This is a genomic window from Leminorella grimontii (assembly GCF_039789245.1).
Taxonomy (GTDB): Bacteria; Pseudomonadota; Gammaproteobacteria; order Enterobacterales; family Enterobacteriaceae; genus Leminorella; species Leminorella grimontii.
This window is the reverse complement of the sequence record NZ_CP146357.1, coordinates 1,008,069-1,029,096: the sequence shown is the minus strand read 5'-3', so window position 1 is coordinate 1,029,096 and position 21,028 is coordinate 1,008,069. Positions and strand designations below refer to the sequence as shown.

General features: G+C 53.0%; 24 protein-coding genes. 12 read left to right on the top strand and 12 right to left on the bottom strand.

All coding sequences use genetic code 11. The annotated features are described in order from the left end of the window. The first annotated feature begins 142 nt into the window (after positions 1 to 142). The 4 genes from dksA (at position 143) to folK (ending at position 3,662) form a co-directional block, all read left to right on the top strand. Positions 143 to 598, top strand: coding sequence for an RNA polymerase-binding protein DksA (gene dksA, locus V8L73_RS04900; protein ID WP_027274034.1), 456 nt, complete (start codon positions 143 to 145; stop codon positions 596 to 598). A gap of 72 nt (positions 599 to 670) precedes the next feature. Beyond that, positions 671 to 1,555: a tRNA glutamyl-Q(34) synthetase GluQRS gene (gluQRS, locus tag V8L73_RS04895; protein WP_036023584.1), complete on the top strand. Its 885-nt coding sequence runs from the start codon at positions 671 to 673 to the stop codon at positions 1,553 to 1,555. A 204-nt stretch (positions 1,556 to 1,759) separates the two neighbouring features. After that, positions 1,760 to 3,151, top strand: coding sequence for a polynucleotide adenylyltransferase PcnB (pcnB, locus tag V8L73_RS04890; RefSeq protein ID WP_261831420.1), 1,392 nt, complete (start codon positions 1,760 to 1,762; stop codon positions 3,149 to 3,151). A gap of 10 nt (positions 3,152 to 3,161) precedes the next feature. Then, positions 3,162 to 3,662 (top strand): 2-amino-4-hydroxy-6-hydroxymethyldihydropteridine diphosphokinase, encoded by a 501-nt coding sequence (folK, locus tag V8L73_RS04885; protein ID WP_261831237.1) that lies wholly within the window; start codon positions 3,162 to 3,164, stop codon positions 3,660 to 3,662. A gap of 10 nt (positions 3,663 to 3,672) precedes the next feature. On the opposite strand, the gene V8L73_RS04880 is transcribed toward folK, so the two are convergent. The 5 genes from V8L73_RS04880 to V8L73_RS04860 form a co-directional block, all read right to left on the bottom strand. Next, complete coding sequence (locus tag V8L73_RS04880) at positions 3,673 to 4,965, bottom strand: polysaccharide deacetylase family protein (protein WP_261831238.1); 1,293 nt, start codon at positions 4,963 to 4,965, stop codon at positions 3,673 to 3,675. A gap of 112 nt (positions 4,966 to 5,077) precedes the next feature. Next, positions 5,078 to 5,731: a DUF1287 domain-containing protein gene (locus tag V8L73_RS04875; protein WP_174788500.1), complete on the bottom strand. Its 654-nt coding sequence runs from the start codon at positions 5,729 to 5,731 to the stop codon at positions 5,078 to 5,080. 45 nt (positions 5,732 to 5,776) lie between these two features. Then, a complete protein-coding gene (locus V8L73_RS04870; protein ID WP_027274040.1) occupies positions 5,777 to 6,238 on the bottom strand; it encodes a hypothetical protein in 462 nt (153 codons plus the stop codon). Between the two features lie 84 nt (positions 6,239 to 6,322). After that, positions 6,323 to 7,093 (bottom strand): ABC transporter permease, encoded by a 771-nt coding sequence (locus V8L73_RS04865; protein WP_027274041.1) that lies wholly within the window; start codon positions 7,091 to 7,093, stop codon positions 6,323 to 6,325. Beyond that, positions 7,090 to 8,016, bottom strand: a complete 927-nt coding sequence (locus V8L73_RS04860) for an ABC transporter ATP-binding protein (protein WP_027274042.1) — start codon at positions 8,014 to 8,016, stop codon at positions 7,090 to 7,092. The genes V8L73_RS04865 and V8L73_RS04860 overlap by 4 nt, the downstream gene beginning before the upstream one ends. Before the next feature lie 270 nt (positions 8,017 to 8,286). Here V8L73_RS04860 and can point away from each other — a divergent pair, with 270 nt between their 5' ends. Next, the gene (can, locus tag V8L73_RS04855; protein WP_027274043.1) at positions 8,287 to 8,949 is read left to right on the top strand and encodes a carbonate dehydratase; all 663 of its coding nucleotides are present in this window, start codon (positions 8,287 to 8,289) and stop codon (positions 8,947 to 8,949) included. 55 nt (positions 8,950 to 9,004) lie between these two features. Here can and hpt read toward each other — a convergent pair whose 3' ends face one another. The 4 genes from hpt to V8L73_RS04835 form a co-directional block, all read right to left on the bottom strand. Then, positions 9,005 to 9,541 (bottom strand): hypoxanthine phosphoribosyltransferase, encoded by a 537-nt coding sequence (hpt, locus tag V8L73_RS04850; RefSeq protein ID WP_027274044.1) that lies wholly within the window; start codon positions 9,539 to 9,541, stop codon positions 9,005 to 9,007. A 235-nt stretch (positions 9,542 to 9,776) separates the two neighbouring features. Then, positions 9,777 to 10,451 (bottom strand): TetR/AcrR family transcriptional regulator, encoded by a 675-nt coding sequence (locus V8L73_RS04845; protein WP_347254253.1) that lies wholly within the window; start codon positions 10,449 to 10,451, stop codon positions 9,777 to 9,779. A 358-nt stretch (positions 10,452 to 10,809) separates the two neighbouring features. Continuing rightward, positions 10,810 to 11,121: a DUF1471 domain-containing protein gene (locus tag V8L73_RS04840; protein ID WP_036023589.1), complete on the bottom strand. Its 312-nt coding sequence runs from the start codon at positions 11,119 to 11,121 to the stop codon at positions 10,810 to 10,812. Positions 11,122 to 11,234: 113 nt separating this feature from the next. Beyond that, positions 11,235 to 11,504, bottom strand: a complete 270-nt coding sequence (locus tag V8L73_RS04835) for a DUF1471 domain-containing protein (RefSeq protein ID WP_027274046.1) — start codon at positions 11,502 to 11,504, stop codon at positions 11,235 to 11,237. Between the two features lie 430 nt (positions 11,505 to 11,934). Here V8L73_RS04835 and V8L73_RS04830 point away from each other — a divergent pair, with 430 nt between their 5' ends. The 4 genes from V8L73_RS04830 (at position 11,935) to speD (ending at position 14,559) form a co-directional block, all read left to right on the top strand. Next, positions 11,935 to 12,258: a helix-turn-helix domain-containing protein gene (locus tag V8L73_RS04830; protein ID WP_051155628.1), complete on the top strand. Its 324-nt coding sequence runs from the start codon at positions 11,935 to 11,937 to the stop codon at positions 12,256 to 12,258. Between the two features lie 117 nt (positions 12,259 to 12,375). Next, the gene (locus tag V8L73_RS04825) at positions 12,376 to 12,726 is read left to right on the top strand and encodes a YacC family pilotin-like protein (protein WP_027274047.1); all 351 of its coding nucleotides are present in this window, start codon (positions 12,376 to 12,378) and stop codon (positions 12,724 to 12,726) included. A 132-nt stretch (positions 12,727 to 12,858) separates the two neighbouring features. Then, the gene (gene speE, locus V8L73_RS04820) at positions 12,859 to 13,719 is read left to right on the top strand and encodes a polyamine aminopropyltransferase (protein WP_027274048.1); all 861 of its coding nucleotides are present in this window, start codon (positions 12,859 to 12,861) and stop codon (positions 13,717 to 13,719) included. A 42-nt stretch (positions 13,720 to 13,761) separates the two neighbouring features. After that, the gene (speD, locus tag V8L73_RS04815) at positions 13,762 to 14,559 is read left to right on the top strand and encodes an adenosylmethionine decarboxylase (RefSeq protein WP_027274049.1); all 798 of its coding nucleotides are present in this window, start codon (positions 13,762 to 13,764) and stop codon (positions 14,557 to 14,559) included. 53 nt (positions 14,560 to 14,612) lie between these two features. On the opposite strand, the gene tyrA is transcribed toward speD, so the two are convergent. Together tyrA and V8L73_RS04805 are read right to left on the bottom strand one after the other, a co-directional pair. Next, a complete protein-coding gene (gene tyrA, locus V8L73_RS04810) occupies positions 14,613 to 15,734 on the bottom strand; it encodes a bifunctional chorismate mutase/prephenate dehydrogenase (RefSeq protein ID WP_347254252.1) in 1,122 nt (373 codons plus the stop codon). Between the two features lie 413 nt (positions 15,735 to 16,147). Further along, positions 16,148 to 17,221, bottom strand: coding sequence for a 3-deoxy-7-phosphoheptulonate synthase (locus tag V8L73_RS04805; RefSeq protein ID WP_027274051.1), 1,074 nt, complete (start codon positions 17,219 to 17,221; stop codon positions 16,148 to 16,150). A 239-nt stretch (positions 17,222 to 17,460) separates the two neighbouring features. Between V8L73_RS04805 and btsR the strand changes: the two genes are divergently transcribed. Both btsR and V8L73_RS04795 read left to right on the top strand, forming a co-directional pair. Continuing rightward, on the top strand, positions 17,461 to 18,177 hold the full coding sequence (gene btsR / locus V8L73_RS04800; RefSeq protein ID WP_027274052.1) for a two-component system response regulator BtsR: 717 nt from the start codon (positions 17,461 to 17,463) through the stop codon (positions 18,175 to 18,177). A 17-nt stretch (positions 18,178 to 18,194) separates the two neighbouring features. Further along, the gene (locus V8L73_RS04795) at positions 18,195 to 18,563 is read left to right on the top strand and encodes a DUF2799 domain-containing protein (protein ID WP_027274053.1); all 369 of its coding nucleotides are present in this window, start codon (positions 18,195 to 18,197) and stop codon (positions 18,561 to 18,563) included. Positions 18,564 to 18,572: 9 nt separating this feature from the next. Here the strand turns inward: V8L73_RS04795 and pspE are convergent, their stop codons facing one another. Continuing rightward, entirely contained in the window at positions 18,573 to 18,890 is a 318-nt protein-coding gene (gene pspE, locus V8L73_RS04790; protein WP_027274054.1) for a thiosulfate sulfurtransferase PspE, read from the bottom strand. 428 nt (positions 18,891 to 19,318) lie between these two features. Between pspE and V8L73_RS04785 the strand changes: the two genes are divergently transcribed. Continuing rightward, positions 19,319 to 20,998 (top strand): sulfatase family protein, encoded by a 1,680-nt coding sequence (locus tag V8L73_RS04785; RefSeq protein ID WP_261831243.1) that lies wholly within the window; start codon positions 19,319 to 19,321, stop codon positions 20,996 to 20,998. Positions 20,999 to 21,028: the final 30 nt, after the last annotated feature.

Genomic DNA, 21,028 nt, shown 5'->3' with positions numbered 1-21,028 from the left:
TACAGCGGAAAGTGCTTTCCCTCACAGCATTGTCATACTCAGAGGAGGAAAAATTGCTAACTTCATCCTCATCTGTTATTTATAGCGGCCTGATTTTTTCTTAGAGTCAAATCGACAACGCGTATTTTGTAGGAGAAGCAAAATGCAAGAAGGGCAAAAGCGTAAGACCTCGTCCTTAAGTATCCTGGCTATTGCGGGCTTAGAGCCTTATCAAGAGAAGCCGGGAGAGGAATATATGAACGAAGCCCAGCTTACACACTTCAAGCTGATTCTTGAAGCGTGGCGTGGGCAGCTCAGGGATGAAGTTGACCGCACCGTTAGCCATATGCAAGACGAAGCGGCAAACTTCCCCGATCCTGCTGACCGTGCGACGCAGGAAGAAGAATTCAGCCTGGAGCTGCGTAACCGCGATCGCGAGCGTAAGTTGATCAAGAAAATCGACAAAACGCTACAAAAAATCGCTGAAGGCGAGTTCGGCTACTGTGAGTCATGCGGCGTTGAAATCGGCATTCGCCGTCTTGAAGCCCGTCCTACGGCCGATCTGTGCATCGACTGTAAAACGCTGGCTGAGATCCGTGAAAAGCAGATGGCGGGCTAACGCCGCCATCCGGCTTCGCTGATATACCGTTAAAGAGAAAGGTTCGCCTTTCTTAACGCATACTCCGTTTTCATGACGACTCGTTATGTGGGGCGCTTTGCCCCCTCTCCTTCCGGGGACCTGCACTTTGGTTCACTCATCGCCGCGCTGGGCAGCTTCTTGCAGGCCAAAGCCCGCCGCGGACGCTGGCTGGTCCGCATTGAGGATATCGATCCTCCGCGTGAGGTTGCCGGCGCCGCGTCCAGAATACTGAACGCGCTTGCGCGCTACGGGCTTCACTGGGACGGCGACGTTCTCTATCAGTCTCAGCGCGCCGACGCCTATCGACAGGTGCTTGACTCCCTCTATCAACAAAATCTCTGCTACTACTGCAACTGCACCCGCGCTCGAATCCAGCTGCTTGACGGCGTTTACGACGGCCACTGCAGAGACCTGAACCTTCCCGCAGGCGGAGCTGCCCTCAGACTTAGATTAGCTAAGCCCGTTTTAGGCTTTCACGACCAACTCTGCGGCGATATCAACGTGCCGCCTGAATTTGCCAAAGAAGACTTTATCATTCACCGCAAAGACGGCCTGTTCGCCTATAACCTTGCCGTCGTGGTGGACGACCACTTTCAGGGCGTGACGGAAATCGTACGCGGCGCCGATCTCATCCTTCCCACCGTCAGGCAGATTGCGCTCTATCGCCAGCTTGGCTGGCGGGAACCGGACTACCTGCACCTGCCGCTGGCGCTCAACGAGGCGGGCGACAAACTGTCCAAGCAGAATCACGCGCCGGCGCTGCCGGAAGGAAATCCCGTGCCGACGCTTGGCAAGGCGCTCACGTTTCTTGGGCAAACGCTGCCCGACGGCTGGGCCGACGCATCGACCGACGAACTTCTGGCGTGGGCGATCGGCCACTGGACGCCGTCGTCGATCCCCTGCCCTTCGCACAGTACAGGCGCTACCAGTAATTGAGGAAAGCGGCCCTAATACGGTTTTCGTTCTCAAACGCCTTCGCGTGAGCTATCATAGGCCGCCGATTTTTTCATCCACAGTGGATGATGTCGTCCGCCTAAGGGCGGAATTAACGAATTTTCAGAGCCCGACCGCTTGGCCGTTATGGCGCAAGCGCGCTTTCGGGCTCATTGGTTTACAGAAAGACAACAACCGAGGTGTCCTATTTTTACCCGCGTAGCTGATTTTTGCCGCAAGGTATTCACTCGAGAGCCTGGATCAGGCGAACTGCAAGACGACAATGCCCAAGACGACGTTCTTATCGTTCCTCGCGCGCAGCACAACATTTCCCGCCAAGACATCAGCGACAACGCGCTGAAAGTGCTCTATCGGCTGAATAAGGCCGGTTATGAAGCCTATCTGGTCGGCGGCGGCGTCCGCGATCTGCTGTTAAACAAAAAGCCGAAAGATTTCGATATCACCACCAGCGCCACGCCGGAGCAGGTGCGCAAGCTGTTTCGCAACTGCCGCCTGATTGGTCGCCGTTTCCGCCTTGCCCACATCATGTTCGGGCCGGAAATCATCGAAGTCGCCACCTTCCGCGGCACCCACGACGACAGCGACGATAAAAATGCCTCTCAGCAGGCCAACAGCGGCATGCTGCTGCGCGACAACGTGTACGGTTCAATTACCGAAGATGCCTATCGCCGCGACTTTACTATCAATAGCCTTTACTACAGCGCCAGCGACTTCACGCTGCGCGACTTTACCGGCGGCTTAAGCGACCTCCAGCAGGGCATCATCAGGCTTATCGGCGAACCGGAAGTTCGCTATCGCGAAGATCCGGTCAGAATGCTGCGGGCGGTGCGTTTTGCCGCCAAGCTAGGTATGAAAATAGACCCGACGACCGCCGAGCCCATTCCACGACTGGCGGAATTGCTGAACGACATTCCTCCCGCACGGCTGTTTGAGGAGGCGCTCAAGCTTTTACAGTCCGGCCAGGGTTACGATACTTATCTGCTGATGCGCGAACACCGGCTGTTTGGCCCGCTGTTCCCGGTTATCGCTCGTAACTTCACGCCCGGCGGCGACAGCAATATGGAAAAGCTGCTGGTGAAAGTATTGCAGAACACCGACCGTCGCCTGCAAAGCGGAAAGCGCGTTAATCCGGCCTTCCTGTTTGCCGCCATGCTGTGGTATCCGCTGGTCGAGCTTGCCCACAAGCTGGCTCAGGAAAGCGGCTTGACCTACTACGACGCCTTCGCGCTGGCAATGAATGATACGCTGGACGAACAGTGCCGCACGCTGGCTATCCCTAAGCGCATCACTTCGCTGGTTCGCGACATTTGGCAGCTACAAATCCGCCTGCCGCGCCGCCAGGGTAAAAAGGCCTATAAGCTGATGGAGCACCCCAAATTCCGGGCGGCGTTCGATCTGCTGCTGCTGCGCGGCGAAATTGAGCGAGGCGAACTGGAGAAGCTTGGCCACTGGTGGGAAGAGTTTCAGGAAGCGGACACCCAGCGGCAAAAAACCATGCTTAACTCTCTGGGCGACGAGCCCGACAGGCCCCGCCGTCCCCGCCGTCCGCGCAAGCGGACGCCGAAGGCTCAGGACTAAGGCTTAGGCTGTGGCCCATAACCGTACGCGGGTATTTATCGCGCTGGGAAGCAATCTGGAGCAGCCGCTAAAGCAGGTTGAAGCGGCGCTGGAGGCTATCAAACGCATTGAACAAACGCGGCTGGTCAGCTGTTCGCGCTATTTCCGCACTGCGCCGCTGGGGCCTAAAGATCAGCCCGACTACCTTAATGCGGTGGTCGAGCTGGAAACCACGCTGGAGCCTGAAGCGCTGCTGGATGCCACTCAAAAGATTGAGCTCCAGCAGGGACGGGTCAGAAAAGAAGAGCGCTGGGGCCCCCGCACGCTGGATCTCGACATCCTGCTGTTTGGCGATCGCATCATCAATACGCCTCGCCTGACGGTCCCCCACTACGATATGCACAATCGGGCCTTTATGCTTTACCCGCTGGCCGACATCGCTCCCGACCTCATATTCCCCGATGGAACGCCGCTGCGCCAACGTCTGGCACAGCTGAGCAATGAGGGAGTCTCTCTCTGGTTTTCGCCCTAGGCTATTGAGCTTACTGCTTTACCTCCATCGGCTTGACGTCTGAACGGTTGTTGGCAATGCGCTCGGCCATGGTGTCGATAGAGTCAGTGCGTAAGATATAAAGCCGCTTGAGCGTAAACGGGTTATCGCCCGGCTTCACTTTTCCTCTCACCGTCGTAACCGCCAGACGATACCCCGCCAGCCTGGCCGCTTCAATCGCCTTGTCGTTATAGCCGCCAAACGGATAGGAAACGTAAAGCACCTTAGGATTAAACTGCCGCAGCGCGCGGGCAGAGCGTTCGAAGTCCAGCTGAATATTGTGCTCGGTGCGGCTTAGCAGAACCGGGCGCCGGTCGTCAGAATAGCGGTGCAAAAAGTGGGTGTGCGACTGGATCTCGAACACGTCCTGAATCTGCTTCAGTTCGCTGATGCTCATAAACTGCAGCGAACTGGCGTCCCACGCCTGAGGATTGTGCTTAACGCGAGAAGAAATGATAAACGCAACCGCATGCTGGTCGTACTTTTTCAGTATTGGGTAGGCGTAGCGATAAACCGACTTCAGGCCGTCGTCAAACGTCAGTACGACCGCCTTCGCCGGGAGGTTAACGCTGTTGTTCAAATAGCCTTCAAGCTGAGCCATAGATAGGGTTTTATAGCCAGCGCTTTTCAGGTAGCCCATCTGGGCGTCGAGCGCGGTATCCGACGTAGTGGTGGACGTATTGCGGAAAAGCTTGTTCTCTTCGTCCCGAAGCACGTGGTGATAGGTCAGGACGGGAATGCCGTTGTCCAGCTCGCAGTCGTCGGCACGCACGTACTTTACGTCGTCACCGACGTTGATTTCATACCACAGGACCCCGTCATCGCCTTTAAGCCGCCCCAAAATAGGATAACGCAGGTTCTCGTTCAGCTCGCCGAAGACGCGGCTCTTCGCAGTAGGATGGTTGTAGAGCGAGGTCGTACGGGTGGTTATCAGGTTCTGATTAAGCTTTTGCAGATCCGCCAGTTCAAGCCCCATCGCCTTTTTCGATTTTTGCACCGGCTTCAGATCGTCTTTATCAATAAGCCCGTTGCCGTTGCCGAAGGTAAATTCATAGTAGTCATCGTTAAGCGGATAGGCCATAAGCTCCACGTTTTCGCGCAGCGTGCCGACCTTAATCACTTCGCCAGCAACCGGCGCCATAACCTCGCTGTCGCGGATCAGCTTGACCTGAATCGGAGGGGATTTCGCATCAGGCAAAGGCGTATCCTGCGCGCAGACCAGCGTGGAGCCGACGACGAACAGAAACAGCGCAATCGGCAAACGGAGAACATGTTTGAAGTTCATAAAATTATCGTATTGATTTTATTAGAATCATAAAGATAACCGGACGATAGAGGCAAAGATGAGACATCCTGAAATAAGACCGCGCCGTCCTTCCAATAAATAACGTCATTATTTACTCAGAAAAATAGCGGTAGTGTCCGTTTATCGTCCATAAAAAGAGAATATCCTCAACCCGAGCTCCGGAACCTATATTGTGAACCACTAAAGGCCGTCCGTCAGAGGTATAGCTGTCGGTCACAATACCGATGTGGGGTAATCCATTAGTTAAACGCCAGGAAACAATGTCTCCGGGCTGGTAATCTTTTGGATTAAACGTAATCGGCTCGCCCATTCTATGCCGATTAAAATAAGTTTCAAGATTCGGAACGCGTCGGTGATCGATATTTGTATCGGGCTTTTTTAGCCCCCAGCGCGCGGGATAGGACGAAAAATTCGCCTTCATATCCTTATGAACTAATTGCTGTAAATCTGCGCCCTGAAGGCGCAAAGCGCGAATAACGACGTCAGAACACACGCCGCGGTCTTCCGGTACGTCGCCGTTAGGATAAGGCAAAGAGACATAGGCGGGGTCGTAGTAGAGGGTTTTGCCAATCTGAGTTTCGGCGCTGCGGGCCAGCGCCAGGTTGGTTTTAGGCTTCACGGGCGCCGATATCACCGCGTCCTGCGCCGCGAACGGAACTTCCAGCGGCTGCTCAGAGAGCGCCGCGTAAGAGGCGAAAAGCCCTGCGCCCAGCAGCAGGAAGGTGATTAAAACGGTCTTTGTCATTGATGACATCCTTTTCATCCAAGACGGAACGGGTTACAAAAAACGCTAGTAGCCCAGCTTTTCGACGACGGAAGCAATCCATTCCCGTTTGTCCGCCTGCGTGCCGACATAAATAAGCGTACTGCCAATCTGAGACATCAGCGCATAGTTATCGTTATATCTCAGGGAGTATTTATTGTAATTTCCCATGCTGACTTTATTTGAAGAGGTCAGGTTCGACGCCGACTTCTCTTCCTCATATTTTTTTTGCATCAGACTATAGGCACGAGTAGCCTGCGCCTCGTTGGAAAACGTCAAGAAATTAACGGCCACGCCGTCCTTTTCCGCAATCAGATAGCGCTTAATAACGTCGTCTTTGCCGTTTGAATCCTTGGAGTTATCCATCGTAAAGCCTTCCGCTTCCATCGCGGTTTGAAACTGCTCGGCGGTGATTTCCGGCTTGTTCATGTCGCAACCGGTCAGCAGCAGCATTAAAAATGCGCCGAAAATAAAAGATATCTTTTTCATCACTAAAACGTCCCTGTTTAAATCAAAGAAAGGAAAAACGGTCGGCGGATGATAACCCGCCGAAACAATACAAACAAATAAACGTCAGCTACGCAGCCCTCTTCCACGGGAAATCAGCCACCAGCTCAGCAGATAAAACCCGGCGGTAAAGGCCAGCAGTACGCCAAACGTCATCGCAAGCGATACGTCGGTAATACCGAGAAAGCCGTAGCGAAAGCCGCTAATCATATAGACTATCGGGTTCACTTTGGACACCATCTGCCACACCGGCGGCAGCAGGGTCAGTGAATAGAAGACGCCGCCCAAGTAGGTTAACGGCGTCAGCACGAACGTGGGTACGATGCTGATGTCGTCGAACGTTTCGGCAAACACCGCGTTAACCAATCCACCGAGTGAAAACAGTACCGACGTCAAAAGCAACGTCGCGGCAATCACCCACCAGGAGTGGATTTCCAGCGGTACGAAGAACAGCGACACCAGCGTAACCAGAATGCCGACGCAGATCCCTCGCGCAACGCCGCCGCCGACAAAGCCAAGGATAATAATGTGGGTTGGCACCGGCGCTACCAGCAGCTCTTCAATGCTGTGCTGATACTTGGCGCCAAAGAACGAAGACGCCACGTTAGAGTAGGAGTTGGTGATAACCGACATCATGATAAGGCCCGGCACGATAAACTGCATATAGCCAAAACCCTGCATTTCGCCGATGCGCCCACCGATAAGGTTGCCGAAAATAATGAAGTAGAGCGTCATGGTAATGACGGGAGGCACCAGCGTCTGGATCCAAATCCGGGCGAAGCGGGTGACTTCCTTAATCCAGATGCTTTTTAGCGCAATCCAGTACAAACGAATCATTGCTCGCCTTCCTTATAGTCGTTAACCAGATGAACAAACAGCTCTTCCAAACGGTTCGCCTTGTTTCTCATACTCAAGACCGGCACGCCCTGTGCGCTAAGCTGGGCGAAGACGCCGTTAAGCCCCTGCTCCCTCTCCACGTCGACTTCAAGCGTGGCGGTATCCACCAGGCGGCTGACGTACCCTTCCAACTGCGGGATCGGGCTCTTGGGCGCCAGGTCGAGAATAAAGGTTTCCGACTGCAGTTTGGACAGCAGCTCGCGCATGGAGGTGTTTTCCACCAGCTCTCCCTGACGAATGATGCCAATGTTGCGGCACAGCATCTCCGCCTCTTCCAGGTAGTGCGTGGTCAAGATAATAGTAATGCCCTGCTGATTAAGCTCTTTCAAAAATAGCCACATCGAGCGGCGCAGCTCGATATCGACGCCCGCAGTCGGCTCATCGAGGATAAGCAGCTTGGGCTGATGCATCAGCGCGCGGGCAATCATCAACCGGCGCTTCATGCCGCCAGAAAGGCGCATCGCGCGCTCGTTGCGCTTTTCCCAAAGCTCCAGGCGCTTAAGATACATCTTGGCGCGCTCCATCGCCTCCTGGCGCGGCACGCCGTAGTATCCGGCCTGCGTGACGACTATCTGCAGTACGGTTTCAAAAGGGTTAAAGTTAAACTCTTGAGGCACCAGCCCCAGCTGCCGCTTGGCGTTTACCAAAGAGGTATCGGTATCGTAGCCAAACACCTTTACCTGCCCGGAGGTTTTATTGACAAGAGAACTGATGATGCCGATAGTGGTCGATTTCCCCGCGCCGTTGGGCCCCAGCAGCGCGTAAAAATCGCCGGCTTCGACGGTCAAATCGATGCCTTTAAGCGCCTTAACGCCGCCGGCATACACTTTGGTTAACTTAGATAATTCTAGCGCGTACGTCATAGCCAACAGGATTACCTTATTTTGAAAAATGAGGAACGGAGCAGATTCGTGGGTTATTCCCCACACATACGACCAGCTTAATCGCTCTAGCTCTGCATAACAAATCAATTAACACTTTTGAAACAATTCAATCAGGTATAAAATAACGCTCGGTCGTCTTCCTGATGAAGCTGCCTTGGCCCTTCTCTGCCGAACGGTCAGCTTCTGCGCCAACAACTTGAAGTATGACGAGTATATTAACGCCGTTAAACACAATGAGCGATAGCACTTATGAAAGACATTGAACGACTGATGCACAACAACGAGGTTTGGTCAGCTACTATCAGCAAGGACGATCCCGGATTTTTTGAACGTCTGGCGCTGGCGCAAAAGCCGCGTTTTCTATGGATTGGTTGTTCCGATAGCCGCGTACCGGCTGAACGCCTGACCGGGCTTGAGCCTGGCGAGCTGTTCGTTCACCGCAACGTCGCTAACCTGGTTATTCACACCGATTTAAACTGTCTTTCCGTCGTGCAGTATGCGGTTGAGGTGCTGGAAATTGAGCACATCATCATCTGCGGGCACTACGAGTGCGGCGGCGTTACTGCCGCCATTGACAACCCGGAGCTGGGTCTGATTAACAACTGGCTGCTGCACATCCGCGACATTTGGTATAAGCACAGCTCGCTTATCGGCGAATTCCCGCCGGAAAAGCGCGCCAACCTGCTCAGCGAAATCAACGTGGTGGAACAGGTTTATAACCTGGGCCACTCAACCATCGTGCAGTCGGCCTGGAAGCGCGGGCAAAAGGTGCTGATCCACGGCTGGGTTTATGACGTACAGGACGGAAAACTGCGCGACTTGGAAATCAGCGCCTCAAGCCGCGAATCACTCGAGCTGCTGTACCGCAAGGCTATTTCCAACCTGCTCGTTACGGACAAGGCGGACAAGTAACCACCTTCAGGTAAAAACCCGAGCGGCAGACGCCGCCCGGGTTATTTTTTTAACTTTATTCGTCCAGCAGAACGACCTTACCGACGTAGGGCAGATGGCGATAGCGCTGCGCATAGTCAATACCGTATCCCACTACAAACTCATCGGCGATAGAAAAGCCAATATAGTCGATCGGTACCGGTACTTCACGGCGAGACGGCTTGTCCAGCAGCGTACAGAGCGCCAGCGAGTTAGGCTCTCGCAGCAGCAGAATTTCGCGTACTTTGGTCAGGGTATAGCCCGTATCGATGATGTCCTCGACGATCAGCACGTCTTTACCGCGAATGTCTTCATCCAAATCTTTAAGAATTTTTACGTCGCGGTTGCTGTCCATGCTGTTGCCGTAGCTGGAAGCGGTCATAAAATCGACTTCGTGGGGAACCGTTATCATTCGACACAGGTCGGCCATGAAGATAAACGAACCGCGAAGCAGCCCAACCAGCACCAGCTCTTTACCGCTATCGCTATAGCGTGCGTTAATCTCAGCAGCCAGTTCAGCAATGCGCGCCTTCACTTCCTGCTCGGAAATCATGGTTTCAACAATATGTTTCATAGCGAAAAACGATCGGGGAGCCCGATCGAACGATCCTTTAGAATTGAGCGTTATTAAACGGAAGGCCAAGGAGTGTAACACATCTTAGCATCGGTTATACATAACCCACGAGGAGAAAGGTAAGCGGTTAAAGGTAGAAAAAAGCCGGACGATAAAAAGGGGACATCGACCGGCTATACCCACTGCGATTCAGGCTGCCGCCATACGGCGCCGAGACGCTGGGCATCAACGTTGGTTAATGCTGAGTCAGCCCGGCCTCTTCTTCGGACTGGCGCACGATAGCCTTGCCCATCCACTGTATGACGTCGAGAACCTGGTTGCTCTCCAGCCCCCAGATATCCTTGAGGACAAGAAAAACTTCTGAACCATAAATCAGGGAAAAGGCATACTTCATTCTGTCCCATTCGGCCTTGGGCATCTTTTCTTTCATCGGCTGAGCGACCAATTCCACCAGCTGCTTACGGTTTCCTCTTATCAGCGGCGGCCCCATGTCGGCCTCGCCTTCCCCTGAGCGCTGGGCGGCCCACTGCTCAAGAGAGATGCGCAGCGCGGCTCTCAGGGCGCCTTCGTGCCTTTCCAACTGGGGATAGGCGAAAGCCAGCAGGGATTCCAGACGCTCGGCCACGGACTTCTCTTTTGGCTTCCAGGCTTTCATCGGGGCTAAAACGTCGCTGACAATAGCGGATATCAGCGCACTCTGAGTTGGGAAATAGCGGTAGGCCGTTGCCCGGGATACGCCGGCTTCGCATGCCAGCTCTGTAATGGAGGGTATTTTGCCGTTCTCGAGCACGTTCATTGCCGTCGTCATCAACTTGTCCATCGTACGGGCCCGCACCCGAGTCATTCTTTGTGGTTCATCGGTCAAAGCGGCGCGTTTTCCATCCTGGACGTCATTTTTTATTTTCATCATAGAGTTCCGAATATTCCCCTAACCGCGCTCTCAAGAGCGCCCCTTACCTGAAAATGTTTCAACTCGCAGGGCAAAAAAACCTGCAAACAACAAAGCCAACGACAAACTCCTCCGACCTCTCCCAAAGAGATATATGTATTTTTTATTACATTTTGATACGTATTCACGCAACTGGCCTTTTGGCCACCACGGTAAATTTATAAATTAAAAACAATGAATTATTTATTGTTATCAGAAGGCATCTTTTTGATGGATGTGGCATATGTAAAATACGTTAACGTTTGCTTATCAAAATAGAAAAACGGCAGCCTACAGGACGAGGCCGCCGTTTGGTTCAATCGAGGGAAAATAGGGTGCGCTACTTTTTAGCCGGCGCGGTATCCGTTCCGCCTGCGCGGTAAATCTCGGCGGAAACCCGCCAGTAAGGGGAAGTGTCATAGTCGCGTGCGCCAATGACGCGATAGTAGTCAGCCCCTTCTTTTTCAGCCTTTTTAGCAATCGCCTCAACGGCCTGATCCTGGGTTGAAACGTCTACCGTAAGGCTAATCACCCCCATGCTCTGCAGCCCCATTTTTTCAGCCACGTCGCGGCGGGGGATCTCCGTAATGGCGCTTGCATAGCTGCTGATAATAAGCGTCAGAAACATCACCGAAGCCGATACTAATTTCATGATGAACGCCCTTTCAAATTCTACGTTCAGTCATCATACGCCGGACAGAAGGCAAATAAAATTCCGTCCGGCCCCAAACTATTCATACCCGCTTCGGCAGCCACTACAACCGGTTAGCGGTAGAGCTCAGCAGAAATACGCCAGTTATTCGAGTTATCCCGTGAATCCACCGCGATAACGCGATAGTGCCCTGCATTCATGCTTTCCGCCTTTTTCGCAATGGCGCTCACCGCTTGGTCCATGTCAACAACCTGAACCGAACCGGAAATAGAGCCCATGCTTTGTAACTGCTGTGCCTGTTGGCTGCTAACCTGAGTCGCCGCCATAGCGGAACCGGCGCCAAGTGAGAATAGCAAAGCGATAAGTGCAGCTGACTTTTTCATAAAATTGCCTCGTAATTTTCATCCAGACATTTAATTCAAAATTTCTGAATATGATATTCAAAATTATCCAACATATTAATGGATAAAAACCTAATAATTTGAATTAAATAAATATAATAAAAAAATCTAAATCAATTTAATTCAAACCATGCATGAATCCTAGATCCAAAAACTGACGCTGTATTAACTTTTAATGCTAAAATTTTTTAACATTTATAAATTAATTTGATTACATGTCCACACATTCCAGCTCTCCTGCGGGTTCCCCCATTTTTGACCTTTAGTGCTGTTTTATTTGACGCTTTCCCCTCAATAAAATACTGTACCGTACAGTACGAATATGAAATGAATAAGACGCATTTAGTCAAGAAATGCAAAAGACGAGCCTGAAGAACCCGAGCTCGGAACCATAGCTGAAGGAAATAACGCAATGCTGCAAACAACCATTATTCATGACTTGGTCAGTTGGATAGAGAACCATTTAGAGGAGCCGCTTAACGTCAAGCGCGTCGCCACGAAGGCCGGTTACTCTCAGTGGCACCTACAGCGGCTGTTTAAGAACACCACCGGCGATTCGCTAGCGACCTACATTCGCAAAAAGCGCCTGCAAAATGCGGCGTCCGAGCTTAAGCAAAGCCGCAAAACCATTGCGGACATCGCCTATAAGTATCAGTTCGACTCTCAGCAAAGCTTTACCCGAGCGTTTAAAAAAATGTATGACAAGACCCCTTCCGACTACCGCTATCGCGCCTGAGAGCGGTATCGTTATCCTTTTCCGTTTTATTCCCGCGCAGGCCGAAAGAATAAAAAGATTTGTCATCGTCATGCGGTGTGATAACGTCGTTAGGAATCCGTAACGAATATCAGTGATATGACGCGCAAATCCTTCTTTCGATTACCCCTTTTACTGCTGTCCCTGTCGGGGCTCTCTTTCGAGAGCCAGGCTTTAACGGAGCCCGAGGCCGAAGACCTCGCCGACCTGACCGCCGTATTCTTATACCTTAAGCAAGAGTGCGGCTACGGTGATTTGCCTATTCCTGAAATCAAGCGCGCGCTTATCTATTTTGCTCAACAAAACCACTGGGACTTGAGCAACTACAACCAGCTCAATATGGAAGAGCTCGGCAGCGCCAGCTACCGAGATTTAAAACGAATTCCCATTGATGAAAAGATTAAGTGCCGCAGCCTTGCCAAAGACTCTTTCGGCCTTATCGCTCGCTGAGGCCCCTGCCGTTTCGTTGTGCCTATATTTGCAGCCTGGTGTGCATAAATACGGCGTTTACCGTGCATCCCCGCCCTAAATTCGCTATGATATCGCGCTAAATTTTTTGTCCGGCATTGAGGATTAAGGCGCATGTCTCAAAAAGAGATCTGGTTTGAAACGCTGCATAGCGGCTTTGGTCAGTTTTTTTCCATTGATAAAACCCTTTATCACAATAAGACCGAACATCAGGATTTAATCATTTTTGAAAACGACGTGCTGGGGCGCGTGATGGCGCTCGACGGCGTCGTTCAAACCACCGAGCGCGACGAGTTTATCTATCATGAAATGATGGCTCACGTGCCGATCTTTGCCCACGGTAAGGCTAAGCGGGTTCTTATCATCGGCGGCGGCGACGGCGGAATGCTGCGCGAAGTGTGCCGCCATCAGAGCGTCGAGCACGTGACGATGGTAGAAATTGACGCGGGCGTGGTGGAATTCTGCCGCCAGTACCTGCCCAACCACAGCAGCGGCGCCTATGACGATCCGCGCTTTAATCTGGTTATCGAAGACGGCGTTAACTTCGTTAGCCAAACGGACCTGAAGTTCGACGTGATTATCTCCGACTGTACCGATCCCATCGGCCCCGGAGAAAGTCTGTTTACGTCGGACTTCTATCAGGGCTGCGCGCGCTGCCTGAATGAAAACGGCATTTTCGTTGCGCAAAACGGCGTCTGCTTCCTCCAGCAGGACGAAGCGGTCAACAGCCACCGCAAGCTGTCGCACTACTTCGACGACGTCAGCTTTTATCAGGCCGCGATCCCAACCTACTACGGCGGCATCATGACCTTCGCCTGGGCGAGCCAGAATCCGATGCTCCGCCAGCACGACTTGGCGACGCTGGAAGCGCGCTTTAAGGCCTCCGGCCTGCACTGCCGCTATTACAACCCGGCAATACACGCGGGCAGCTTTGCGCTACCGCAATATTTACACGACGCGCTGAACGATAAATAATCATTCGTTTCCTACATCGACAAACTAAGGCGGTGAACCAAATTGCACAAAATAAAACTACACGGCTTCAATAACTTAACCAAAAGCCTGAGTTTTTGTATCTATGACATCTGTTATACCCAAACGGACTATGACAGAGAGCAATATATTGCCTACATCGATGAACAGTACAACGCCAACCGTCTGACCGAAATCCTGACGGAAACCTGTTCTATCATCGGTGCAAACATCCTCAACATCGCCCGTCAGGACTACGATCCTCAGGGCGCCAGCGTGACGATCCTCATCAGCGAGGAACCGATCGACCCAAGCCTGGTCGACCAGTCAGAAAATCCCGGTCCGCTGCCCGAAGCGGTGGTCGCTCACCTGGATAAAAGCCATATCTGCGTTCATACCTACCCGGAAAGCCACCCTCAGGGCGGGATATGCACGTTCCGAGCGGATATTGAGGTGTCTACCTGCGGCGTAATTTCTCCGCTTAAGGCGCTCAACTATCTTATTCACCAGCTTGAGTCCGACATCGTAACGCTGGACTACCGCGTGCGCGGCTTTACCCGCGACGTCAACGGCGTGAAGCACTACATCGACCATCCGATCAACTCTATTCAGAACTTTATGGCCGAGAGCATCACCTCTCAGTTTCATATGGTGGACGTTAACGTCTATCAGGAGAACATCTTCCACACCAAGATGATGCTCAAAGAGTTCGATCTCGACCACTACCTGTTCAACGCCAAGCCGGAAGACTTAAGCCAGAGCGAGCGCCAGCACATTACTAATCTGGTGCGTAAAGAAATGCAGGAAATCTACTACGGCAGGAACATGCCGGACGTAGCCTGAGCTATTTGAAGCCACGCCGAACGGCGTGGCTACTCTCCATTTTTCTAATTCCCTTACTGCCGACTGTCGTTCGCCTGGCGCAGCAGCGTACGGCTTTCGCTCAAGAAGCGATTCGCGTGATCGCCGAACCAATTCTTCACCTGATTGAAGTTGTCGATAAACGCCGCCTTGTCCCCTTTCTCCAGAATCTCTACCGCCTCGCCGAAGCAGGCGTAGTAGCGCTTAATCAGCGCCAGATTCTCTTCAGACGACATAATGATGTCCGCATACAGCTGCGGATCCTGCGCAAACAGGCGGCCGATCATCGCCAGCTCCAGGCGATAAATGGGTGACGACAGCGCCAAAAGCTGCTCCAGCTCGGCGTTCTCATGCGACAGGTTAAGGCCGTAGGTAAAGGTAGCGAAGTGGCGCAGCGCCTGAATAAAGGCCATGTTGCGGTCGTGCTCCGCAGGCGTAATGGCATGCAGCCGCGATCCCCAGACCTGAAGCTGTTCCAACAGCCACTGGTAGGCTTCGGGCGCTCTTCCGTCGCAGTAGGCGATCACCTGTTTGGCCAGACTGCTGACGTCCGGCCCGAACATTGGGTGCAGGCCCAGCACCGGCCCGGCGTGAACCTCCAGCATGGTTTCCATCGGCTTTTGCTTGATGGAGGCGAAATCCACCAGAATGCAGTCGTCGGAAAGCTTAGGCAGCCGGCGAATGACCTGTTCGGTCAGATGAATAGGCACGCTGACGATCGCCATACCGGCGTCTTTCAGTATCTCGTCAGCGTTCGGCCAGTCTTCCTGCTCCAGAACGCGAACCTGATAGCCTGAAAGCGTAAACAGTCGACCAAACAGCTGCCCCATCTTGCCGCGACCGCCGACGATAACAATCGGTCCCATGTCCGGCTTCAGGGTTTTAAATCCTTTATCGTTTTCGCTCGTGTAGGACTCACGCATCACGCGGCGCAGAACGTCTTCAATCAAATCCGGCGGCACGCCCATAGCTTCCGCCTCTTTGCGGCGAGAAGCCAGCATGCTGCTTTCCCGATCGGGCGCGTAAATCGGCAGCCCGTGCTGGCTTTTCACTTCTCCTACTTCGGCTACCAGCGCAAGCCTTTGGGCCAGCAGCTTCAATAGCCCTTTGTCCACTTCGTCAATGCGCTCGCGCAGCGCCGTCAGTTCCGCCACCATGTTGTTGTTCTCTCCCCAAATTAATGCTTATACCCTTTATTTTCTCGAGTATACAAACATGCCGCCTTTCGGCGGCATTCGGCTGCTAACAAACCCTAAACGTAAATTCTGGATAATTTGCGGCATCAATCGGCGGGAGAGTCTTCCGTTGGGGTCGACTTGGCGTAAGCCAACGACAAACCGGCAAAGCCGGTTTGAACAGCGCTTGCGCTGGCCCTTTAGGGTGAAGCCCGAAGGGCTTCATAACGGCCCCTAGGAAGGCTATGCCCGCCGCACACCCAAGCCTAATACAAGCGCCCTTCCGGCCGAGCACGATGGTGATATAAGCAGGCCGTGTTTTCGGACGGAACATACTCCAAAGCCGATTGAATAATTTATCATCAGCCAGATAAACGATAATCATCAGATAAAAATCACTGACACACAAGCACCGCTTCGCCCAGTTCGGCGTGCACCTTTTGCAGCAGGCGTTCGGTGGTTTCCCAGTTGATGCAGGCGTCCGTTACGGAAACGCCGTAGCGCATGTCGGCTCTTGGCTGTTCGGAAGACTGGTTGCCTTCGTGAATGTTGCTTTCCAACATCATGCCGATGATGGAACGATTGCCCGCCTTAATTTGTTCCAACAGGGAGAAGACGACCTCGGACTGACGGCGAAAATCCTTATTGGAGTTGCCGTGGCTACAGTCGATCATCAGAGCCGGATTAAGCCCCGCTTTCTTCATTTGCTCTTCGCAGTCCTTCACGCTCTGAGGATCGTAGTTCGGCGTTTTGCCGCCGCGCAAAATGACGTGGCCGTTGGCGTTGCCTTGGGTTTGCAACAGGCAAACCTGCCCTTCCTGGTTGATGCCGACAAAGCGGTGCGGCATAGCAGCGGCCTTCATGGCATTGATCGCCGTCGCCAGACTGCCGTCGGTGCCGTTTTTAAATCCGACCGGCATCGACAGGCCCGATGCCATTTCGCGGTGGGTTTGCGATTCGGTAGTGCGCGCGCCGATGGCCGACCAGCTGAACAGGTCGCCAAGGTACTGCGGGCTGTTCGGGTCCAACGCTTCGGTCGCCAGCGGCAGCCCCATCGCCACCAGCTCAAGCAGCAGCTTACGCGCCACATGCAGACCGTGCTCAACGTCGAACGATCCGTCCATGTGAGGGTCGTTAATCAGCCCCTTCCAGCCAACGGTAGTTCTCGGCTTTTCAAAGTAAACGCGCATCACGATAAACAGGCGATCTTTGGTTTCGTCCGCTAGCTTTTTCAGGAGGTGGGCGTACTCGATAGCGGCCTGGGGATCGTGAATCGAGCAGGGGCCGCAGACTACCAGCAGGCGACGGTCGCGCCCGTGGAGAATGTCGGCGATAGTCTGACGGGCGGCCGAAATAGAGGCCTCATCCTCCCGACTCAGGGGATATTTCTGCTTCAGCTCTTCGGGCGTAATCAAAACCTGTTCTGCGCTGATGTTTACGTTATTAAGCTGGTCTTTCTGCATGATCATAGTTGTTCCTTAGGCCCATCCCCTGATGGGTTAAAACGCCTTAAGATGAAGAGTCGAGGGTCGTTTTTAACGACGCTGAGCTGAGTGTAAACTTTAGAATCCAAATTTGTAAAGATAATTTTACTGTTATTTTTATATCCAGTAATAACAGCAATAGAAATAAAAATAACCGTAAATATATCTTTCCATTTAAGGAGATTTACCTACATGATAAACTGACCGAAATCTGTGGAGGGAACATGCTTAGAGCAATGATTGTTGACGACGAGCAGCCGGCTCGGGAAGAGCTGGCCGAACTGCTTGCCGATGTTGAAAACCTGACCGTCGTCGGCGAATGCAGCAACGCGCTGGAAGCCATTGCGGCCATTCATCGCCTGCAGCCTGACGTGGTTTTTCTCGATATACAGATGCCCAGAATAAGCGGGCTCGAAATGACAGCCATGCTCGATCCGGCCACCATGCCGCACATCGTATTCACCACCGCCTATGACGAATACGCGGTAAAGGCGTTTGAACAGCACGCCTTTGACTACCTGCTAAAGCCGGTCGACGGCCAGCGCCTGCTCAAGACCATCGAACGTCTGAGAGGGGCCAGGTCCGTCAATAGAAACGTCCACCTGATTGCGGACAACGCGCTGAAGCACATTCCCTGCTACGGCCACAACCGCATTTTTCTCCTGAGGCTGGACGACGTCGAATACCTAAGCAGCGAGCTGAGCGGCGTTCGCGTCATCGGTACAGAGCAAAGCGGATATACTCAGCTTACGCTGAAAATTTTAGAAGAAAAAACGCCGTTTACCCGCTGCCACCGGCAGTACCTGTTAAATCTGGACCACATCGGCGAAATCCAGCTGTTGGATAACGGCAGCGCGGAGGCGGTAACCCGCTCAGGCAAACGCATCCCCGTCAGCCGCCGCTATCTGAAACCGCTGAAAGAACAACTGGGCATTGCATAACGGAAATGAATAACAACGTGAAAAATATCACCATGCTGCTGTTGGTCGGGCTTCTGACCGGCTGCGGAGCGGCCGCCAGCGAAAGCGTCCCCGCCGACGCGGCAGAAACGACTGAGCGCTCCTCCACCTGGTTTGACGTCGGCTATAAAGAGGCCGCAGAAGGCAACGGAGTAAAGGACAACGCATCGCTGTCGGAATGGTACGGGGAAGCGGAGATCAACCGCATCGCCTATCTGGAAGGCTATGCCAAGGGGCAGGCCGAGCTCTGCCAGGAAGATAAAATAACGGCGCTGGCGCGGGAGAAAAAGCCCTTCCCGGCCAGCTGCGACAGCGTTGATAGCGCCGAGTCGCTTAAACAGATTTGGCAGCTGCGGTCAGAAAACTAACCGGGCCGATCACTCGCCCTTAACCTTAGGCTTATCTATCCGGCTAATACCGCCGTCGTTAAACACCTGGGTGTAGCCCATGTCCAGCAGAGCCTCTTTCGCCAGGCCGGACTGGCGGCCGGAGTTACAGTAGAGATGGACGGTGTCGCTCTTATCCGGCACCTGAGCGGCGATTTTCTCCGTCAGCTCCTGCAGCGGGATGTTGACCGCGCCCTGAATATGCTCTCTTTGATACTGCTCTGGAATGCGCACGTCAATCCAGTGCTCGGCGGCAAAGGCCGAAGCGCTGAAGGCCAGAGCCAGTGCGAATAAACCCTTTTTAAACATTTACTCTTTCCTGCCTTGTGAAAAAACGCGTGGGCAAAACTATACGCCCTTGAGTTCGACGGTTCTGCTAGCGGTATCTCATTATTTTCATGCAGTTAGTCATACAGAGCGATTATTCTCGGCCTTATCGGGCGTTTTTCTTTTCCGCCGCGTTTGCGCATCGGCTGACGAAGAGAGCCCGCCCGCATTAAGCAGGGCGCTACATTTAATTCTCAAGAGAAAATAAGGGGATATATCACCTGCAAAACCAATAATAACCGTCCATCCTTATTCAAATTTCCTGCCAATGACGCCAAAAAATCCATCATTTAAAATTAAATCAATTGCCAATGTAAATATTTTCTTTTGGAACTTATTTTTGAGACTCTTCACAGAAAAATCTTTTTTTTCAACGAAAAATAAAAGGCTCTTTAAAACGAGGAGACTTTATGACAATGACATTTAAACGCAGCGTCGCCAGTGCGGCGGTATCAATGGTATTAGCCGGCACAATGATGAATGCATCGGTTAACGCCGCCGATGACGTCAATCTGAAAGCGACTAAAACCAACGTTGCCTTCTCCGACTTCACGCCGACAGAATATTCCACCAAAGGGAAGCCCAACGTTATCATTCTGACGATGGACGATCTGGGATATGGCCAACTGCCCTTCGATCAGGGCTCGTTCGATACAAAATCAATGGAAAACCGCAAGGTCGTTGATACTTACAAGATCGGTATCGATAAGGCTATCGAAGCGGCCAAGAAGTCAACGCCTACCCTGCTCTCACTGATGGACGAAGGCGTACGCTTTACCAACGGCTACGTGGCTCACGGCGTGTCGGGCCCATCCCGAGCGGCAATCATGACAGGGCGTTCCCCGGCGCGGTTTGGCGTTTACTCCAACACTGATGCGCAGGACGGCATTCCTCTGACGGAAAAATTCCTGCCGGAGCTGTTCCAAAACCACGGCTACTATACGGCGGCCATCGGTAAGTGGCACCTGTCGAAAATCAGCAACGTGCCGGTGCCGGAGTCCAAGCAGACCCGCGACTATCACGACAACTTCACCACCTACTCCGCCGAAGAGTGGCAGCCGCAAAACCGCGGCTTTGACTACTTTATGGGATTCCACGCGGCGGGCACGGCTTACTACAACTCTCCGTCGCTGTTCCACAACCGCGAGCGAGTAGCGGCCAAAGGCTACATAAGCGACCAACTGACCGATGAGGCCATCGGCGTCGTCAACCGCGCCAAGTCGCTCGATGAGCCCTTTATGCTCTACCTCGCCTACAACGCGCCGCACCTGCCGAACGATAATCCTGCGCCGGAGCAATATCAAAAGCAGTTCAACACCGGCAGCCCTACCGCAGATAACTTCTACGCGGCTATTTATTCCGTCGATCAGGGCGTGAAGAAGCTGCTCGAGCAGTTGAAAAAGAACGGGCAGTACGACAATACCATCATTCTGTTCACCTCCGATAACGGTGCGGTCATTGACGGCCCGCTGCCGCTTAACGGCGCGCAAAAGGGTTACAAGAGCCAAACCTATCCGGGCGGAACCCACACGCCGATGTTTATGTGGTGGAAAGGCAAGCTGGTAAAAGGCAACTACGACAAGCTGGTATCCGCCATGGACTTCTACCCCACGGTGCTGGACGCAGCCAAAATCGACGCGCCTAAAAACCTCGACGGCGTATCCCTACTGCCCTATCTGACCAAGGAGAAAAAAGCGGGTAATCCGCACCAGTACCTGACGTGGGTCACCTCCTACTCGCACTGGTTCGATGAAGAGAACATCCCGTTCTGGGACAACTATCACAAGTACGTACGCAAGCAGTCCGACGAATATCCTCACAACCCCAACACCGAAGACCTGAGCGAGTTCTCCTATACCGTTCGCAGCAACGAGTACTCGCTGGTCTACACTTACGAGGGCAATAAGCTGGGGCTGTATAAGCTGACGGATCTTCAGCAGGCCAACAACCTGGCGGACCAAAAGCCTGACGTCGTCAAAGAGATGAAAGGCGTCGTTAAAGACTTCATTGACGGGAGCCAAAGGCCTCTGAGTAAAGTCAATCAGGCGAAGTTTGACCATATTAAGGCATCGCTCGACGCCGCCAAGTAGTTGACTGTTCGGCAGGGGGAATACTCCTCC

What these genes read in the sequence shown, in the direction of transcription:
- V8L73_RS04865 (WP_027274041.1), bottom strand. Translation starts at nt 7,093, where the DNA reads ATGATTCGTTTGTACTGGATTGCGCTAAAAAGCATCTGGATTAAGGAA.
- V8L73_RS04830 (WP_051155628.1), top strand. Translation starts at nt 11,935, where the DNA reads ATGCTGCAAACAACCATTATTCATGACTTGGTCAGTTGGATAGAGAAC.
- V8L73_RS04805 (WP_027274051.1), bottom strand. Translation starts at nt 17,221, where the DNA reads ATGATCATGCAGAAAGACCAGCTTAATAACGTAAACATCAGCGCAGAA.
- V8L73_RS04870 (WP_027274040.1), bottom strand. Translation starts at nt 6,238, where the DNA reads ATGAAAAAGATATCTTTTATTTTCGGCGCATTTTTAATGCTGCTGCTG.
- tyrA (WP_347254252.1), bottom strand. Translation starts at nt 15,734, where the DNA reads ATGGTGGCGGAACTGACGGCGCTGCGCGAGCGCATTGACGAAGTGGAC.
- can (WP_027274043.1), top strand. Translation starts at nt 8,287, where the DNA reads ATGAAAGACATTGAACGACTGATGCACAACAACGAGGTTTGGTCAGCT.
- btsR (WP_027274052.1), top strand. Translation starts at nt 17,461, where the DNA reads ATGCTTAGAGCAATGATTGTTGACGACGAGCAGCCGGCTCGGGAAGAG.
- V8L73_RS04845 (WP_347254253.1), bottom strand. Translation starts at nt 10,451, where the DNA reads ATGATGAAAATAAAAAATGACGTCCAGGATGGAAAACGCGCCGCTTTG.
- V8L73_RS04835 (WP_027274046.1), bottom strand. Translation starts at nt 11,504, where the DNA reads ATGAAAAAGTCAGCTGCACTTATCGCTTTGCTATTCTCACTTGGCGCC.
- V8L73_RS04860 (WP_027274042.1), bottom strand. Translation starts at nt 8,016, where the DNA reads ATGACGTACGCGCTAGAATTATCTAAGTTAACCAAAGTGTATGCCGGC.
- V8L73_RS04880 (WP_261831238.1), bottom strand. Translation starts at nt 4,965, where the DNA reads ATGAACTTCAAACATGTTCTCCGTTTGCCGATTGCGCTGTTTCTGTTC.
- hpt (WP_027274044.1), bottom strand. Translation starts at nt 9,541, where the DNA reads ATGAAACATATTGTTGAAACCATGATTTCCGAGCAGGAAGTGAAGGCG.
- dksA (WP_027274034.1), top strand. Translation starts at nt 143, where the DNA reads ATGCAAGAAGGGCAAAAGCGTAAGACCTCGTCCTTAAGTATCCTGGCT.
- V8L73_RS04825 (WP_027274047.1), top strand. Translation starts at nt 12,376, where the DNA reads ATGACGCGCAAATCCTTCTTTCGATTACCCCTTTTACTGCTGTCCCTG.
- V8L73_RS04875 (WP_174788500.1), bottom strand. Translation starts at nt 5,731, where the DNA reads ATGACAAAGACCGTTTTAATCACCTTCCTGCTGCTGGGCGCAGGGCTT.
- pspE (WP_027274054.1), bottom strand. Translation starts at nt 18,890, where the DNA reads ATGTTTAAAAAGGGTTTATTCGCACTGGCTCTGGCCTTCAGCGCTTCG.
- speE (WP_027274048.1), top strand. Translation starts at nt 12,859, where the DNA reads ATGTCTCAAAAAGAGATCTGGTTTGAAACGCTGCATAGCGGCTTTGGT.
- gluQRS (WP_036023584.1), top strand. Translation starts at nt 671, where the DNA reads ATGACGACTCGTTATGTGGGGCGCTTTGCCCCCTCTCCTTCCGGGGAC.
- V8L73_RS04785 (WP_261831243.1), top strand. Translation starts at nt 19,319, where the DNA reads ATGACAATGACATTTAAACGCAGCGTCGCCAGTGCGGCGGTATCAATG.
- V8L73_RS04840 (WP_036023589.1), bottom strand. Translation starts at nt 11,121, where the DNA reads ATGAAATTAGTATCGGCTTCGGTGATGTTTCTGACGCTTATTATCAGC.